This is a genomic window from Glutamicibacter sp. M10, assembly GCF_025452055.1.
Lineage (GTDB): Bacteria > Actinomycetota > Actinomycetes > Actinomycetales > Micrococcaceae > Glutamicibacter.
Map to the genome: position 1 here is coordinate 1,683,014 of NZ_CP104918.1, position 16,447 is coordinate 1,699,460.

13 protein-coding genes are annotated in these 16,447 nt (G+C 53.5%); 11 read left to right on the plus strand and 2 right to left on the minus strand.

Annotated features, from left to right (window positions below):
* Positions 1-11: 11 nt before the first annotated feature.
* The 9 genes from N6V40_RS08260 (at position 12) to N6V40_RS08300 (ending at position 9,673) form a co-directional block, all read left to right on the plus strand.
* Complete coding sequence (locus N6V40_RS08260; protein ID WP_262199640.1) at positions 12-548, plus strand: LacI family DNA-binding transcriptional regulator; 537 nt, start codon at positions 12-14, stop codon at positions 546-548.
* A gap of 97 nt (positions 549-645) precedes the next feature.
* On the plus strand, positions 646-1,038 hold the full coding sequence (locus tag N6V40_RS08265) for a substrate-binding domain-containing protein (protein WP_262199642.1): 393 nt from the start codon (positions 646-648) through the stop codon (positions 1,036-1,038).
* 404 nt (positions 1,039-1,442) lie between these two features.
* On the plus strand, positions 1,443-2,468 hold the full coding sequence (locus N6V40_RS08270) for a LacI family DNA-binding transcriptional regulator (RefSeq protein WP_262199643.1): 1,026 nt from the start codon (positions 1,443-1,445) through the stop codon (positions 2,466-2,468).
* A gap of 44 nt (positions 2,469-2,512) precedes the next feature.
* A complete protein-coding gene (locus tag N6V40_RS08275) occupies positions 2,513-4,189 on the plus strand; it encodes an ABC transporter substrate-binding protein (protein WP_131088732.1) in 1,677 nt (558 codons plus the stop codon).
* A 73-nt stretch (positions 4,190-4,262) separates the two neighbouring features.
* The gene (locus N6V40_RS08280) at positions 4,263-5,240 is read left to right on the plus strand and encodes an ABC transporter permease (protein WP_262199644.1); all 978 of its coding nucleotides are present in this window, start codon (positions 4,263-4,265) and stop codon (positions 5,238-5,240) included.
* Positions 5,241-5,245: 5 nt separating this feature from the next.
* A complete protein-coding gene (locus N6V40_RS08285) occupies positions 5,246-6,220 on the plus strand; it encodes an ABC transporter permease (protein WP_131088731.1) in 975 nt (324 codons plus the stop codon).
* The gene (locus N6V40_RS08290) at positions 6,217-7,134 is read left to right on the plus strand and encodes an ABC transporter ATP-binding protein (RefSeq protein ID WP_262199645.1); all 918 of its coding nucleotides are present in this window, start codon (positions 6,217-6,219) and stop codon (positions 7,132-7,134) included. Before N6V40_RS08285 ends, N6V40_RS08290 begins: the two co-directional genes overlap by 4 nt.
* Complete coding sequence (locus N6V40_RS08295) at positions 7,131-8,078, plus strand: ABC transporter ATP-binding protein (RefSeq protein WP_262199646.1); 948 nt, start codon at positions 7,131-7,133, stop codon at positions 8,076-8,078. The genes N6V40_RS08290 and N6V40_RS08295 overlap by 4 nt, the downstream gene beginning before the upstream one ends.
* Complete coding sequence (locus tag N6V40_RS08300; RefSeq protein WP_262199647.1) at positions 8,075-9,673, plus strand: glycoside hydrolase family 32 protein; 1,599 nt, start codon at positions 8,075-8,077, stop codon at positions 9,671-9,673. The genes N6V40_RS08295 and N6V40_RS08300 overlap by 4 nt, the downstream gene beginning before the upstream one ends.
* A gap of 120 nt (positions 9,674-9,793) precedes the next feature.
* Here N6V40_RS08300 and N6V40_RS08305 read toward each other — a convergent pair whose 3' ends face one another.
* The gene (locus N6V40_RS08305; RefSeq protein WP_131088728.1) at positions 9,794-10,624 is read right to left on the minus strand and encodes a fumarylacetoacetate hydrolase family protein; all 831 of its coding nucleotides are present in this window, start codon (positions 10,622-10,624) and stop codon (positions 9,794-9,796) included.
* Between the two features lie 452 nt (positions 10,625-11,076).
* Between N6V40_RS08305 and N6V40_RS08310 the strand changes: the two genes are divergently transcribed.
* Complete coding sequence (locus N6V40_RS08310; protein WP_262199648.1) at positions 11,077-13,359, plus strand: MFS transporter; 2,283 nt, start codon at positions 11,077-11,079, stop codon at positions 13,357-13,359.
* 5 nt (positions 13,360-13,364) lie between these two features.
* Positions 13,365-13,832 carry a MarR family winged helix-turn-helix transcriptional regulator gene (locus tag N6V40_RS08315; RefSeq protein WP_242632543.1) on the plus strand — a complete coding sequence of 156 codons (468 nt, stop codon included), beginning with the start codon at positions 13,365-13,367 and terminating at the stop codon, positions 13,830-13,832.
* 120 nt (positions 13,833-13,952) lie between these two features.
* On the opposite strand, the gene N6V40_RS08320 is transcribed toward N6V40_RS08315, so the two are convergent.
* The gene (locus N6V40_RS08320; RefSeq protein ID WP_262199649.1) at positions 13,953-16,337 is read right to left on the minus strand and encodes a DUF262 domain-containing protein; all 2,385 of its coding nucleotides are present in this window, start codon (positions 16,335-16,337) and stop codon (positions 13,953-13,955) included.
* Positions 16,338-16,447: the final 110 nt, after the last annotated feature.

Consider the following 16,447-nt stretch of genomic DNA (forward strand, 5'->3'; position numbering starts at 1 on the left):
AAGAAGGAAACGTGGAAACGCACAAAGCAAAGCGGGTAACACTAGCTGACGTGGCAGAAGCCTCGGGGATGTCCAAGGCTGCAGTCAGCATGATCCTGAACAAAAAACCAGGAACAAGACTGTCAGCCGAAGCCACCGAACGGGTCCGCGCTGTCGCGAAGGAGCTGGGCTACCGTCCTAACGCTGCCGCTCAATCCCTGCGAAGCGGCAAGACGCGCACGCTGGGATTCATTTCTGATCAAGTTACCGTCACCCGCTTCGCCTCAGAAATGATCACGGGCATCCTGCGTGAAGCCGAAAGCCGCGACCACACAGTGCTCATTGCCGAGACCTTTGGCAAGCCCGAGCAAATGGCTGAAGCCATAACGCAGATGACTCACCGAGACGTTGACGGACTGATTCTTGGATTCATGGATTCTCGACAACGTGATTTGAAGATCCCGCAGACTGAACTTCCCACCGTTCTGGTAAACGGAATAGACGAGAGTCCTTGTACCTCGGTTCTTCCCAATGAGAGGAGTCCGGCGCCAAAGCAGTTCAGCGCGTGATTGAATCCGGCGCTCAAAGCGTTGCTGTGATTGGCGAACTGAAAAATGCCGAAAAAATCCACGGATCTATCCCAGCATCACTCGACGTTTCGGATCCATGCGTCAGGCCTTGGCGGAATCAGAACTAGAGGTTCTTGGCCACTGGGTACTGGAAGACTGGAACCCCACGGATGGGTACGAGGCCACCACGCGAATGCTGGCCGAGGGCTATAAGCCAGACGCCATTATCTGCGCCAACGACCGTGTGGCCATGGGTGTCTTTCAAGCGCTCGCCGAAAAAGGTCTGGCGCCAGGAACAGACCTCTCTGTACTTTCCTTCGATGATGAGATCATCGCTACCTATCTCCGCCCGCAGCTGAGCTCAATCCGTCTTCCGTATGAAGAAATGGGAGCACTGGCTGTTGGGCTACTTCTTGATGGGAAGCTGGAACCCGTTGAACACGAAATTGATATGCCGCTCATTGAGCGTGACTCCATGAAGAACAACTGACTAAAACATTCCGACGTCACTTGCGAGGGAACTAAGAAATTTTCTTACGTTGCCCACAATTTCTGACTAGTACCTTTGCTGTCTTTAAGCGGAGCTTAGTCCGTGCAACGAAGCGACTTTTATGGCCTAGACCAGTTGCTTCTACCTGCCTCCATTTAGGTCGAGTGGACCTTTGACCTGCGCTGGCTTCACAAAGCGGCGCATTTTCCAGCAGTGATGTCCTGACTTTGTGCGCCCAAATCCGCAGGAATCAAGGAAATGCCGTCCTTTCGAACTTTCCGCCTTGACACTCATAAGTGATGTGGGTTACCTTATTTCTCAGCGTAGTAACGCGCGTTACTGAATCGTGTTAGCAAATCGTTTACACGGCAAGAAACGCACTGATCTCAAAGGGAGGAGGGGACATGTCTCAGCAATCCGTCACCATGGCCGATGTCGCCAAAGCGGCCGGAGTCAGCCGAACAACGGTGTCATTTGTACTCAATGGTCGGATGGAATCGAGCATCCCCGAATCCACAAGAGAAAGAATCAACCAGGCGGCACGCGACCTGGGCTACCGCCCCAACGCAGCCGCACGAACCCTGGCCAGCAAACGCAGCTCATGGTTCGGTCTGGTTACCGAAATCGCCACCTCTCCGTTTGCTACTGACGTGATCAAAGGAGCACAGCAGGCAGCATGGGAAGACGGCAATTTTCTCCTCGTTGCACCAAGTGACGCGGAACCGGGAATGGATCACCGTGCGGTGGAGAAGCTACTTGAACAACAAGTCGGCGGACTGATCATTGCAACTACCTGGCACCGAGAAATAACAGTGCCAGCCAACGCAAGAGCAGTTCCGTGTGTTCTGGTTAATTGCTTTGACGCTGACGGAGAATTTCCCTCAATTGTCCCGGATGAAATCGGAGGCGGTTATGCCGCCGCTGAAATCCTCGCTAACGCCGGACACACCAACATTGGGCACATCACCGTTGCCACAGGAATCCCTGCACAAATCGGGCGCCAAACCGGTATGAAGCAGGCTTTGCGTGAACATGGGATAGAACAAGACGATTCAAAAATCGTCCCCGGTGACGGTACGGCAGACAGCGGATATCACGGGACACAAACGTTACTAAGCCAACCTGATCCGCCCTCCGCAATTTTCTGCGGAAATGACCGGATCGCCATGGGCGCCTATGACGCAATCAAAGAACTCGGTTTGCGTGTGGGAGAAGACATTTCAATCGTCGGCTTTGATGATCAAGAAATTCTGGCTCCGCATATGCGACCAAAACTGACAACCATCGCTTTGCCCTTTGAAGAAATGGGCTTGGCTGGAGTATCACTACTAAACCAAATGGTAGAGGGCTCACCGATTGAGAATCGCCAAATTACCATCGGCTGCCCTCCACGCATTCGTTCATCTGTGGCCTTGCACGGCCAAAGATGAGCTTCCCCTCCGCTACACATCACATGAATGGATGAGGAACTTCAATGATAATCAAATACCTACGCCGGGCGCACCTCGCCGCGGCAGCGACCGCCGTAGTCGGTGCACTCGCCTTGAGCGGATGCGTCGCATCTAATCCTGGCGGGACTGAAGGAAGCAACGGATCAGCAAGCGCTGCGTTCCTCACCATTCCGCGTGAAGATATGGGAACTTTCTCCCGAAACTTCAACCCATTCTCACCAAATGCTGCGCCAATGACCGGTCAGTCCATCTATGAATCCATGCTGGTTTACAACCCAGCAGGCGGCGACACTGTGCCTTGGCTAGCCACAGATTGGGTAGTTGGTAAAGACGGAAAGTCACTGACCTTCAACCTTCGAGATGACGTTAAGTTCTCTGATGGCACCAAGCTGACTTCTAAGGACGTCAAGCTTTCGGTAGAACTGCAGAAGAAGATTCTTGGCGGATATGACTACCTGAAGTCAATCAAGACTCCGGATGATTCCACCGTAGAATTCATCTTCAGCAAGGCGTACACCCCGGCCCTCTATGAACTGGGCCAGCAGGTTATTGTCCCGGCCCATATCTGGTCCAAGTTTAAGAAGCCAGGCAATGAAGAGAACCCGAAGCCTGTAGGCACCGGTCCTTACACCGAGGTGGCCAACTTCCAGGCACAGTCCTTCGAGTTGGGCAAGAACCCGAACTACTGGCAAGCAGACAAGCAGAAGCTTGGTGGCATCCGCATGCTGGCCTTCGCCGGAAACGATGGTGCCAACTTGGCCGCTATCTCCGGTGACGTTGACTGGACCCAGACCTACATGCCAGATATCCAGTCCACTTACGTGGATAAGGATCCTGAGCACCGTCACTTCTGGTTCCCAACCACCGGTTCAGAAATCAACTGGCAGCTGAACACCACCAAGGAAGATTTCTCGGATGTTCGTGTGCGTAAAGCACTGAGCATGGCTGTTGACCGCGACCAGGTTACCAAGGTCGGTATGTCCGGCTACGCCAAGCCTGCCGACTGCACCGGTCTGTCCGGCAACTACGACAAGTGGCGTGATGCCTCGGTAGTGGAGAAGTGCGACTGGACCAAGCGCGATGTTGAAGGTGCCAAGAAGCTTCTTGATGAAGCTGGCTACAAGGAAAACGCTAAGGGTCAGCGCACCACCCCAGATGGCAAGCCATTCGCTTTTGATATCTCGGTGGGCTCAAGCTCAACCGACTGGCTGTCAGTAGCAAACATCATTGCGCAGAACCTCCAGGACGTGGGCGTCAAGGCCACCGTTGATTCTCCTGACTGGGCTTCGGTCACGGCAGGATATGAGACCGGTGAATTTGATACCGGCATCGTGTGGACCGCCAACGCACCGACCCCGTACCAGTACTACCTGAACCTCATGGGTAGCCAGAACGTGAAGCCTGTAGGCAAGCAGACCTTTGATAACTACCACCGCTTCAGCGACAAGAAGGCAGATGAGCTGCTGAACAACTTTGTTGCTACCAGCGATGAAGGTGAACAGAAGCAGATTGTTAATGACCTGCAGGCACGCTACAGCGAACTGGCACCAGTAGTACCGCTATTTGCCGGCCCAGAGTGGGGCGCCTACACCACCGAGAACTTCGTTGGTTGGCCAACCGAAGAAAACCCTTACGCAACCCTGAGCAATCGCGCACCAACCACTGTTTTGGTGCTCACCAGCCTAGAGCCAGCGAACTAGCAACAATTCCCTTCCGTAGTGGGCGGATTCTATCCGCCCACTACGTTGCGATCCTTAGTCAAGGACACACACCATGAGTTTCCTCTTACGACGCCTAGGCTTTTATCTTTTAGCCTTCTGGGCGTCAATCACCCTAAACTTTCTGCTGCCACGACTGATGCCAGGTGACCCCGTCACCCGCATGCTTTCTCGTTCGCAGCAACGACTCGAACCTCAACAGGTCGAAGCACTACGCACCTTGATGGGCGTAGATGGCGGACCAATCATCCCTGAATACTTTGCCTACCTTGGCCGTATCCTCACCGGTGATTTTGGGATGTCGATTTCCCGTTTCCCCACTCCGGTCTCTGAGGTTATCGCCTCGCAGCTGCCATGGACCTTGTTGCTTGGGTTGACGTCTTTGATTATCGCGGTGATCCTTGGCAACCTGCTGGGCATCCTTGCAGCCTGGCGTCGTGGCGGATTCTTGGACTCGGTGGCTCCACCGCTGTTGGTTTTCATCGGCTCATTCCCGTACTTCTGGCTAGCCATGGGTGCGCTGTACATCTTTGGCATCAATATGGGCGTAGCTCCGATGCGCCACGCCTTCTCCGTAGGATTGGTCCCCGGCTTCAACCTTGTATTCATCTTGGACGTGGCAGCCCACCTGATCTTGCCAGCGCTGACCATCGTGTTGGTTTCGCTAGGCGGTTGGATGTTGGGAATGCGCAACACCATGATTGCCACCAACTCTGAAGATTACATTTTGATGGCTGAGGCTAAGGGCCTTCGTCCACACCGCATCATGCTGAACTACGCAGCACGCAACGCGATGCTGCCTTCGGTGACCAGCATGGGCATGAGTATTGGATTTATTGTCGGTGGCGCACTGCTCACGGAAGTGGTGTTTGCCTACCCAGGTGTTGGCTACCAGCTACTTGGTGCAGTTCAAGGCCTTGACTACCCACTGATGCAGGGCATGTTCTTGACCATTACCGCCGCAGTGCTGATTGCCGACTTCCTCGTAGACCTGGTCTACGTCCGACTAGACCCTCGCGTGCGGAAGGGCTGAACATCATGAGTCAGAATGTCACAGATCCCCAAACCCTGATAGCTGAAGAGCCCACGGACGAAAGCGCAGCCAACAGAGCGCGTGTGAGCGCTACCCGCCTGTTGCGCACCTTGCTACGCAACGGCAAAGCAGTCGCCGGGCTGAGCATCATCGTTGTCTTCATCGTCTTGGCGCTGCTAGCCCCGGTGCTATTCCCGGGTGACCCAGCACGTATTACCTCTGCCGGTGCAAGCACCCCAAGTCTGCAGCACTGGTTGGGTACCACCACCAAGGGACAGGATGTTTTGGGGCTGACGCTGTGGGGCGCACGTTCCTCACTCTTTGTCGGTTTTGCCGCAGGCATCTTCTCTACCGTGGTTGGCGTCCTAGTTGGTTTGAGCGGTGCCTACTTTGGGCGCGGCCTAGACGAAGTACTGTCCTTGGTTACCAACGTGTTCCTGTTGGTTCCTGGCCTTCCTTTGCTAGTGATCCTGGCAGCCTTCATGCCGCCAGGTCTTGGAACGGTCATTGTTGTATTGGTGATTACCGGCTGGGCAGGCAGTGCACGTGTGATGCGCTCACAAGCCATGTCCATCCGAGGCAAAGACTACGTCGCCGCAGCGCTGGTCTCGGGCGAACGCCCACTGCGCATTATGGTGCGCGAAATTCTTCCGAATATGGCATCGGTGGTTATGACCACCTTGCTGGGCTGCATCATCGGTTCCATCGGTGCCCAGGCTGGCCTTGAATTCCTGGGTCTAGGGGACGTGAACACAATTTCGTGGGGTACCAACCTGTTCTGGGCCACCAGTGATGGCTCGCTGATGCTGGGTCAATGGTGGATCTTTGTACCGTCGGGTCTGGCCATCGCATTGGTTGCCTTCGCCTTGGCCCTGTGCAACTACGCAGTTGATGAAATCACCAACCCACGCCTGCGCCGACCAAAGCATGCAACAAAGAGCACCGCGGCAACCACCGTGGTGCGAAAGGAAGAAAAATGAGCGTCCCGGTATTGGAAGTCCAGGACCTGACCGTTGAATACGTGAGTGATGAACGCGCTGTACGTGGAGCGGACCGAGTCAGCTTCACCATCAACTCAGGTGAAATCTTTGGTTTGGCTGGCGAGTCCGGCTGTGGCAAGTCCACTATCGCCAACTCGATCATGAGACTACTCAAGGATCCGGCACGCATCACCAACGGCAAGATTCTCTTTGATGGCAAAGACGTGCTGGGCATGGACGAAGCATCCTTGCGAGCATGGCGTTGGAACAACGTAGCTATGGTGTTCCAATCCGCCATGAACTCGCTCAACCCGGTCACTCGCATTGGTGAGCAGTTTGTTGACGTGATTCGTACACATCGCGGTGGCAGCCGTGCCGAGGCACTGAACCGCGCAAAAGAGTTACTGCAGATGGTGCGCATTGATCCGGCTCGATTGCGCGCTTACCCGCATCAGCTCTCCGGCGGACAACGCCAACGCATCGTCATTGCTATGGCCTGTGCGTTGAACCCGCGGTTATTAATCCTTGATGAACCAACCACGGCACTAGATGTGGTGGTTCAGCAGGAAATCTTGGAGCAGATTCGTGAACTGCAAACCGAGCTTGGATTCGCCATTCTCTTCATCACCCATGACATGTCGTTGATGCTTGAGCTCTCCAACCGCATCGGCATCATGTATGGCGGTCGCATTGTTGAAATGGCTCCATCAGAGGTTCTGCGCGACGACTCAAGTCACCCATACACTCAAGCGTTGCTCGGAGCTTTCCCTCCACTTCATGGGCCACGGGTGAAACTCACCGGTCTGGCAGAGGGAACCAAATTTACTGACATTCAGGACCTTGAAGAAATCAGTCAGGGACATTGGGTGTCTCCGACTAATCAGCCAGTGCTGTCGCAAGGAGAACTGTCATGACTTCAACTGCAACGCCTCAGACCACCACCGGTCCGGCCGTTTACATTCGCTCAATGAGCAAGTCCTACAGCAGCTCTTCACTGCTCAAGCGAAAGAGGATTCCTGCGCTAAGGGATATTGATCTTGAGATTCAGCGCGGAGAAATTGTTGCGCTGGTAGGGGAGTCTGGCTCAGGAAAATCGACGCTAGCCCGTTGCTTGGCGCTACTTGAGACTCCTGATTCCGGTGAGGTCCTGGTCAACGGCAAAGAGATTGCTGGTCTCAAGGGAGCCGCGGCACGTAAGTACCGCAGCGATGTCCAGATGGTCTTCCAAGATCCCTTTGGTTCGCTGAACCCAACCTTCCGAGTTGAGCACATCCTTGAACGCGCGTTGGCTTTGCACCAACCCGAGATCAGATCCAAGCGCAATGAAATGGCCAGGTTGGTGAGCACTGTGGGTTTGAACCCTGAGGTGCTTTCTTCCTTCCCCCATGAGCTGTCCGGTGGGCAACGTCAGCGTATCGCCATCGCACGTGTGTTGGCAGCTAAGCCAAGTGTCATCTTGGCTGATGAGCCGACCTCGATGTTGGATGTTTCGGTCCGTATTGGTGTTCTGAACCTGCTCCATAAGCTGCGCGATGAGCATGGAATCAGCATCCTCTACGTCACCCATGATCTGGCTTCTGCACGTTATCTTTCGGACCGTATTGCGGTACTAAATGAAGGACGCATTGTTGAGTCAGGGGAGTCAGTGCAACTGCTGGATAACCCACGGCATCCGTACACCCAGTTACTCGTTGGTGCCGTGCCGAACCCAGACCGTAACAGCACTCAGGACGCAACTAAGCGTGCTGCCCTTCGGGAAAAGATTCAGCGCTGGTCAACCGGTGCCAACCTCAAAAAACACATGATCGATGAAACTAACCAGCACTGGGTGCTGGCCGAGGAAAGCGAGATGAATTGACCTCTAAAACCACAGACGCGAGCAATGATGGTCCGTCCCGGCGAAGTATTGTCGCCACACTTGCCTCGGCCACCGCATTGGGCCTGACCGGACTCGGCACAGGCGTAGCCAACGCTGCACCGGCAGCACCACGGGCAGAAACTAAAGCGAAAGCCACCACAGCCATGAGCTACCGCCCCAGCTTCCACTTCAGCGTTCCTGATAACTGGAAGAACGATCCGCAACGTCCCATCTATTTGGACGGCGAGTATCTGTATTACTACCTGTACAACGAGGACTACATCCTTGGTGGCACGGGTACCAGCTGGCGATTGACGACTACCAAAGACCACGTGAATTTCGCTGACCAAGGTGTCGCGATCAGCAAGCACGCCAGCAAGAACGGTGACTGCTGGTCAGGTTCAATTGTCATTGATGAGAACAACACTGCTGGTTATGGGAAGAACACGCTCATTGCCTTGGTTACTCAGGCACCTAATAGCAAGCAAGCACAGTACCTCTGGTACTCCACCGACAAGGGCCGAACCTTCCAGCCAGGTGGAACCGAACCAGTACTAGCAAATCCGGGCAAGGAAGCTTTCCGCGATCCAAAGGTTATTTGGCATGAAGAGACTTCCCGGTGGGTCATGCTCAATGCTGAAGGTGACCGCCTGGGAATCTATGTGTCTGAAAATCTGAAGCAGTGGAAGCGCACCAGTGAATTTGTGCGCACAACTCTGGGCATCCTTGAATGCCCAGACCTGTTCCGAATCCTGGCCTCTGATGGAACCAAGCATTGGGTGCTAGGTACCAGCGCCAATGGAAAGCCGCGAGACTTGCCTGCTACCTATGCCTACTGGATCGGTAAGTTTGATGGAACAAGCTTCACCACAACAGAAGATGACCCGCAATGGTTGGACTGGGGCTTCGACTTCTATGGAGCGGTGACCTATCCAGATCACCACGCTGGCGGCAGCGAGAACCCTGAACTGCGTCGTGCTATTGGCTGGAACAACTTCTGGGATTACCCGCACAACGCACCAAGCATGGCCACCGATGGTTACAACGGGGACGACATGATTGTCCGCGAGCTAAGGATGATCGCAGGCACGAGCGGGTATTACCTCGCGTCGGTTCCGGTGGCAGAACTGGATCAGTTGGCGGGCCCTACGGTCAGCCTCGGTAGCCCAAAAGTATCTGGCGAAAAGGTTCTGGAATTCTCCAGCAGCGCCTACGAACTGACCTGTGAATTGAACTGGGACCCAGCCAATCCACCGGAAAACGTTGGCTTTGAATTGTGTCGGGCAAAGACCGGGACTCGTCACGTTGCCACTGGGCTCTACTTGGCTGGTGGATTCGCTTATGTGAATCGCAAGCCGAGCTTCCACCCAGGGGATAGGAGCGAAACCAAGAGTCCGCTCAAGGTGTCCAACGGACGCGTAAAGGTACGAATCTTGGTAGACCGTTCCAGCGTTGAAGTCTTCCTCGGTGATGGACGGATTGTTCATTCACACCGGGTGTTCCCGCTAGCGTCAGATTCAGGGATCAAACTCTTTGTTTCTGGCGGCAAGGCAACCTACAAGAACCTCAAAGTGCGCAACCTGAGCTTCGCGTAGCCAATGATCTTTGAATTCATCTCGTGGGAAGTATGACGAGACGAAGACTGGGAACAGAAAGGGATGCCTCCAAGAATCTTTTGATTCTTGGAGGCATCCCTTCTCAGTGTTCAAAGACAATTAGACCGCAATGACCGGATTGGTCAGTTCGCCAATTCCCTGAATCTTGCAGGTGACTTCATCGCCAGCCGCGATCCGTCGGCTCGTGGCAGGGAAGCCCGTCAAGATGACATCACCAGGCTGTAGGGTCAAGAATTCACTGTGATAAACCAAGATCTCTTCGACGCCCCAACCGAGGTTCTGCGTAGTCGAGGTTTCTAGTGCTTCGCCGTTGTGTACGATTCCTATTTCTAGGTCTTGGTCCTCTAGACCAACAACAATCCATGGACCCAGTGGTGTGAACGTATCTGGGCTCTTGGCACTGATCCATAGTTCATCAGCTTTCTGAGCATCACGGTCCGTGACGTCATTGCCGATAGTTACACCAAGAACAACCTCGCGAGCATTGTCCAGTGTTAGATTCTTTGCTGGTTTGCCAATGACAATCGTCAGTTCGGCTTCAGGCTCGACGCGAGCGTCGGAGCTCATTAGCTCAATTGCTTGGTTCGGTCCGATGACTGAACTGGCAGCCTTGTGGAATGACTGCGGTGGAATGGCGCGGCCTGGTGCACCGGTGTTATGGGCCATGCCAAAGATGTTGGTCGGGGCGCAGGGTGCAAGTAGATCAAACTGGTCTTGTGAGACGACATCGTTGATTTCCCAACCTTCGCGTGAAGCGCTGTTTTGGTTTGCTCGTGATGTCGGGAATGGCGAATCGATGATCGTCCACTTTTGACCCTCGGGGGAGTCGTAGTCCTCCGCGTCATTTCGTACAAAGAATTGCTCTGGAATTGGTGAGTCTTTTGCGTCCTTGGGATGGACGCGGGCAATGCGATATGAAGCTTCAGGCATGAGGACATCGTATCTTCCAGAGCAGGCCCATTTAGCTTTGGGTCGCATTGCTACGAGAACTGATGAAGGAGTCATCAACAACCTGATCGCTCGCTCATCCGTGGCGCAAAGACCACTACTGTGCTGTTCAACGAAAGTATCGAAGCGTGGACTCACATCATGCTTGAAGCGAAGAGCCGTGTGTCCTAGGGGTGTGCGGCACCCACGATCCTGATTCCAGCAAGCTGTTGAATCGGGACAGCTGGAATCGCTGTGATCTTGCCAACAAAGCCAACATACTTACTGGTCAGTAACGAGGTTGGTTGTGAGGCGTAACCCCGGAATCACGCTGAAGTATAGTCTTGCAATGTAAATTTCGAGCCGTGAACGGGTCAAGTAAATAGGTTGACAGTTCTCAACCTTTTTTAGATAGTTGAGTAATGTCAACTTCTGCACCACCTATAGAACCGAGCGTGAAATCATCGGCACCGATGAAGCCCGCTCAGGTCATGCTTTCCATCTCCGGCCTCATGGCCGCCATCTTTACCGTTCTGGTTTCGTCCACCGTGGTGGCAACACCAATGCCAGAAATCGTTGCGGATCTTCGCGGTACTAACACCGAGTACACCTGGGTACTGGTTGCGGCCTTCCTGTCCATGACAGTGACCACCCCAATCTGGGGCAAACTCTCCGATATCTTCAACCGCAAGCTGCTGCTACAAATCGGCTTGATCATCTTCGTTGTTGGTACCGTTGCAGCCGGCTTCTCCAGCCAAATCGGTGGCGACTCGCACGAAGGCGCTATGAAGTGGCTTATCGGCTGGCGTCTGATTCAGTCCATCGGTACCGGTGGCCTGATGGCGCTGGTTCAGGTGGTTATGGCTGACATCATCTCGCCTCGCGAGCGCGGTAAGTACATGGGCATCATGGGTGCCGTCATGGCCGTCGGACAGATTGGTGGTCCACTGCTTGGTGGCGTTATCGCCGATAGCTGGGGCTGGGAATGGTGCTTCTACGTTTGTGTGCCATTTGCTGTTGTTGCATTCTTGCTGATCCAGGGAACCCTGCACATCAACCAGGTCAAGCGCGAGACCAAATTCGACTTCCTCGGTGCTGCACTGATCATTAGCGGCATCAGCCTCTTGCTGATCTGGATCAGCTTGGGCGGTAAGACTGCAGACTCAGGTGGATTCGCTTGGGATTCCTCGGAGAGCATCATCATGGTCTCCGCCGCAGCAATACTAATTGCTGCCACCGTTTTCTGGGAACTGCGCATCAAGGAACCAATCATCCCGTTGCGTCTGTTTGCACAGCGCACCTTTGCACTGTCCTCCGTTGCATCGATTGCCGTTGGTGTGACCATGTTTGGTACCGCCGTGTTCCTCAGTCAGTACCTGCAGCTCTCACGCGGCTTCACCCCAACCCACTCCGGTCTGCAGACTTTGCCAATGGTTCTTGGCTCCATGTTTGGTGCCATTGTTGTAGGTCAGTTGATCTCCCGTACCGGTTACTGGAAGAAGTACGTAGTAGGCGGCGGCGTAGTACTGACCGTTGGTCTTTACCTGATGTCGCGTATCGACTACGACACTCCATTGTGGTTTGTGGATCTTGGCATGTTCTTGCTTGGTCTTGGTTCCGGTGTGCTCATGCAGAACCTAGTTCTGGTTACACAGAACTCACTGCCTCCACGAATGATCGGTTCCGGTTCCGGCGCCATTGCCTTCTTCCGTAGCCTCGGCGGCACCATCGGTGTTTCCGTTCTTGGAACCGTGCTTGGTACCCAGGTATCCGACAAAATGAAGTCCGGTATGGACAAGATTCTTGAAGAAATCAACAAGGCTGCCGGTGCTCCGCAGATGTTTGTTGATCACCCTGACTGTGCAGATAGCTTGAAGTCCCTGACCAGCGGCACCGTTCCAGCCGTCAACGACCTATGTGAACCAGTGCGTACCGTCGTGGAAAGCGCCTATGGCCAGTCCATTGCCTTCTTGTTCCTGCTGGTTGTCCCATTGGCAATCGTCACCCTGATCTGTGCAATTTTCCTGCCTAATAAGCCACTGTCCAAGAAGACTGCTTCCGAGCAGATTGAGGAAGAGCTTGGCGGAGAACTTGCTGCCCTTGAGCCAGCCGAACGTGGCGGCCGCGGATACGAAGAACTCATCGCTACCGGTGCGATAACGCTGCCAACTGAAGAAGAGCTGGCCGAAGCGCGTAAGCAGTTGCACGTGGCCCGTCGGATGGATGAGCGCGACCTAGTTGATCAGGTCATGCGTAACCGAAACGCACTTCCTGGTGAAGGCGTTGGGACCACGGGGTCTGAGCAAAACGTCGAACCAAGCGTTGCCCAGAAGCTTCAGAACGCAGAGAGCGAAGTGCACCATGAAGCTGCCCGCGCAGAATTCATGGTTGAGGAACTGCAGGGAGCGCTAGAGCGTGCCCGCGCAGCTCACGCACAAATCGAAGAGCAGGTAGGTAATGCTGTTCACACTCTGAAGTCCTATGATCAGAAGCTAAATGCTCTAGGCGAGCGTGTGGATGACACTGAACGTGCACAGCACGAACTGCGTCTCCAAGCGCAGGCCGAACGCCGTGCGGTTAGCCGGATGCAAGGACGCCACGCAGCACAGAGCGAAGCTACCGCTCCTGCTGAACCACAGCCGGTCGCTGATGCTGGTACTCAGCCTTCGGCACCTGCAAAGCCAGCTGGCGAGCAGCCAAGCGGTACCGATGAAGATTCTCGGAGCGCAGGGTTGTGAGCCGAATGAATGGCCCGGCGCTTGATGACATTGAGGCTGCCTTTGCAAGGCTCGCTCCAATAGTCAAAGGACGCATGGCTAATGCGGCCACGCAGTTTCATCCTGAACTGCGTGGCGCCGGGTTCGCCGTACTTCGCATGGTCTTACTGCGCACGCTGCGTGGGCCCAAGGGAGACGTGACAGTCTCTGAAGTCGTCTCAGACTGCCACATGGACAAGTCCGTTGTTTCTCGTCAGCTCAAGGACTTGAAACAGTGGGGTCTGATTCAGGTGGAACGCTCAGAGCAAGATGCACGCGTGTATCTAGTCAGTCCTACTGACTTTGCGATGAAGCGTTTTGCGGAAATTAAACAGGCTACGCGTTCTGAGTATTCAGACATGTTTAGTGAATGGGATCCTCGGGACTTGTCCGATCTAGCGAAACTGTTGTCGCGCTATTCGGAACAAATGGAACTAAGCAGCCACGTCTCCTAGGCGACGGCGCAGAAGACATAACCCGTGGGTGGTAACTGATCATTGATCAGTTACCACCCACGGGTTTCCTTTGGCTCAATTCGCCGGTTTACAACGTCTTGAGTCGCTGGAACCATCGCATCAGAGAGCCATCCAAGATGATATCGTGAAGGGCTTCACCGTCGAATTCTGCTTCCTCGAAGAGCTTTGCGCTGCAAAGCGCAAAATCTGATCGGCGCTTGCCGCGCCGATATTCTCGTCGTTTTTGGCGAACGTGGCTGGCTTGGTCCCGAGCAATTTGTTCCACTCGCTGACACGGAACTTCTCGAGAGCCTCACGAATTTCATGACGGAGGTCAGCGGTATCTTCAATTGAAGACTCAGTGTCAGTCAGAGGCTCAAGCTGATCAATGAATTTTGTGATTTCCGAAAATTCGCTCTCAAGCTCGACTTCCTCTTGGGCATGAGCAGCATCGTTTTTCGTTGACCGTAGGGTAATGAAGAGCTCTTCAGGATCTAAGTCCATGAAGTCGAAAATCTTCCGTAGCAAGGCTACCTTGACGCCTGTTGAGGAGTGAGTACTAACTTTTAGCCCAGGTACAATTTCGCGGAGGCTAGTTGGATCCGTTGGGCTAGCCGCCGCCTCTACGAATGCGTCATTCGTCCTAGCGAACGAAAACATCTTTTCGCGATCTTTTTCGACTAGTGCCTTCAGAACGTATAGAAGTAAGTCACGCCAGTTTGCGACAGTCGCTTTTGTACCTTCAAACTCAAATCCGATGACATTCTGGTTGGTGAAGTCTGTGTCGGTGCCCATGGGCTCCACCGGTACCGGGACATGCGGTGGCTCGAATTTAGAGAATGGGTAGCTCCAATATTCCAACGCTGTCTTCGTCAAAATCTCACTGCGGGCATTGAGCTGATCCAAGCCCCAAGTATCGCTCTCCTTGAGCAACGAGTTCAGGCGATACGGTGAAAAGTTAAATCCGTTAGGTCGGGTTTTCTTGACGGCGAAATTGCTGTTCGAGTACTCAGAGTTGTAGCCAGTAACCGTTAGGTTGGCGATTCGATGGGCCCATTCGTCGTGGATAGCATCGGCTTCTTCACCTAGGTCCGATCGCCAGTCTTCAGTCAACGTTTGGGGCATGATGTGTTCAATACTCAGTTTGCCGCTCTCGATCCCGGCAGCTATGTCACGCGTATCATTTGAGTCTTGGTTCTCCAGACATTCAAAGATGTACTTTCTGCGTTCAGATTGTACTCGGTACATGTCTCGAGTCCGGAAATCGGCCTGAAAATCTTCATCAGTGGGGAACCAACCACTACCCGATCGGCGTGTAAGTAAATAGGCAAGGACGTCTGAGAACTTATCGTTTGGCTTCCTCAATTTACGGACGTCTTTGTAGAGAAGAGCAAAAATCTTATTTAGCGCGTTCGTTGCCAGTCCGTAAACCCAACGGCGGAAAAGGTAAGACTCAACGATTCTGACCGAGTCTGCGAAGTCAGCTTCTGTGACAGTTCCGTTCTGGTACTCGGCCATCAGTGGCATGAAGAAGGGCAAGGTAACGTCTTGGCGCAGTAAAGCGAGGCGGCGCAGTCGTTCGTCAACCATTGCCGAGCCGGTTTTTGCGCTGAGTATCCGCTTATAGTAGTCAGAATAATCGCGGATCTCCGACATGATTGCTTGGATGTCGCGTTCATCATTGACTATGAACTTTTTGAAACTGTCGAAGACTTGGTCCAGTTTGGGTGTCTTGGAAGTCTTGGTGATTAGATACCAACGAAGGAAAGCGTCGGTATCGTAATTCACGTTCTTTTCCATGCGGTTCCAGTAATCTTCGTACAGCAAGTTTTGTGTTGCTGAAGGAAGCCCCATCAACACGAGATTCCTAATCTTGTCGGCTTCCGAAAGTTCCAAGCCGGTGGAATTGAGGCTCTCGAAAATTCTCTGAGGGTCATCATGCTCTTCCAAATCGAGATGCATGACTTCGAGCTTGTTGATTGATGCCCAGACTTGATCAGCCGTCAATCCGAGTTGAGGTATCCGGGATAAAAAGTACCTGTAATTGGCGGTCACATTTGAGGACTCGATGTATTCGGACGCTGGACCGAAAAGCCTGCGATATGCGTCAGCGTCGTCTTTGACCGGCTTTAGCTTCACCCTTGGTTGCTGAGAAGCCGCGTCGTTCAAGAGATAGCTGTTTCTGATCTTTGTACCCAGTGACGGATCGGACGATTCGATGGATCCAGCGGTGATGAGGTCTGCAAGTGCCAACATTAGCAAGCTAACCGTCGTAAGACGCTGCTGTCCATCGATAACCACCCATCGCCAAGAACCTTCAGTCTTCCCGACGACTGCGCCGAAGAAGTGCTTTGGTCTACCTGACTGCGCGAGATCGATCAGATCTCGAAGTAATTGCTCACAGTGTTTAGATTTCCAATCGTAATTTCGCTGGTAGACCGGAATTAGCAGTTCTTTATTCTGCGCATCGTAAATTCTGAAAACTTCAGTAACTTGACCTCTCATGCCTGAATCTTAGCAATATTGTGGTTCCGGCCGAACCAGCGCATAAAATCGCTTGAAATTCCACAGGGCTAATGTTTTAGAGATGGTAGAGGAGGCCAATTCTGCATTAG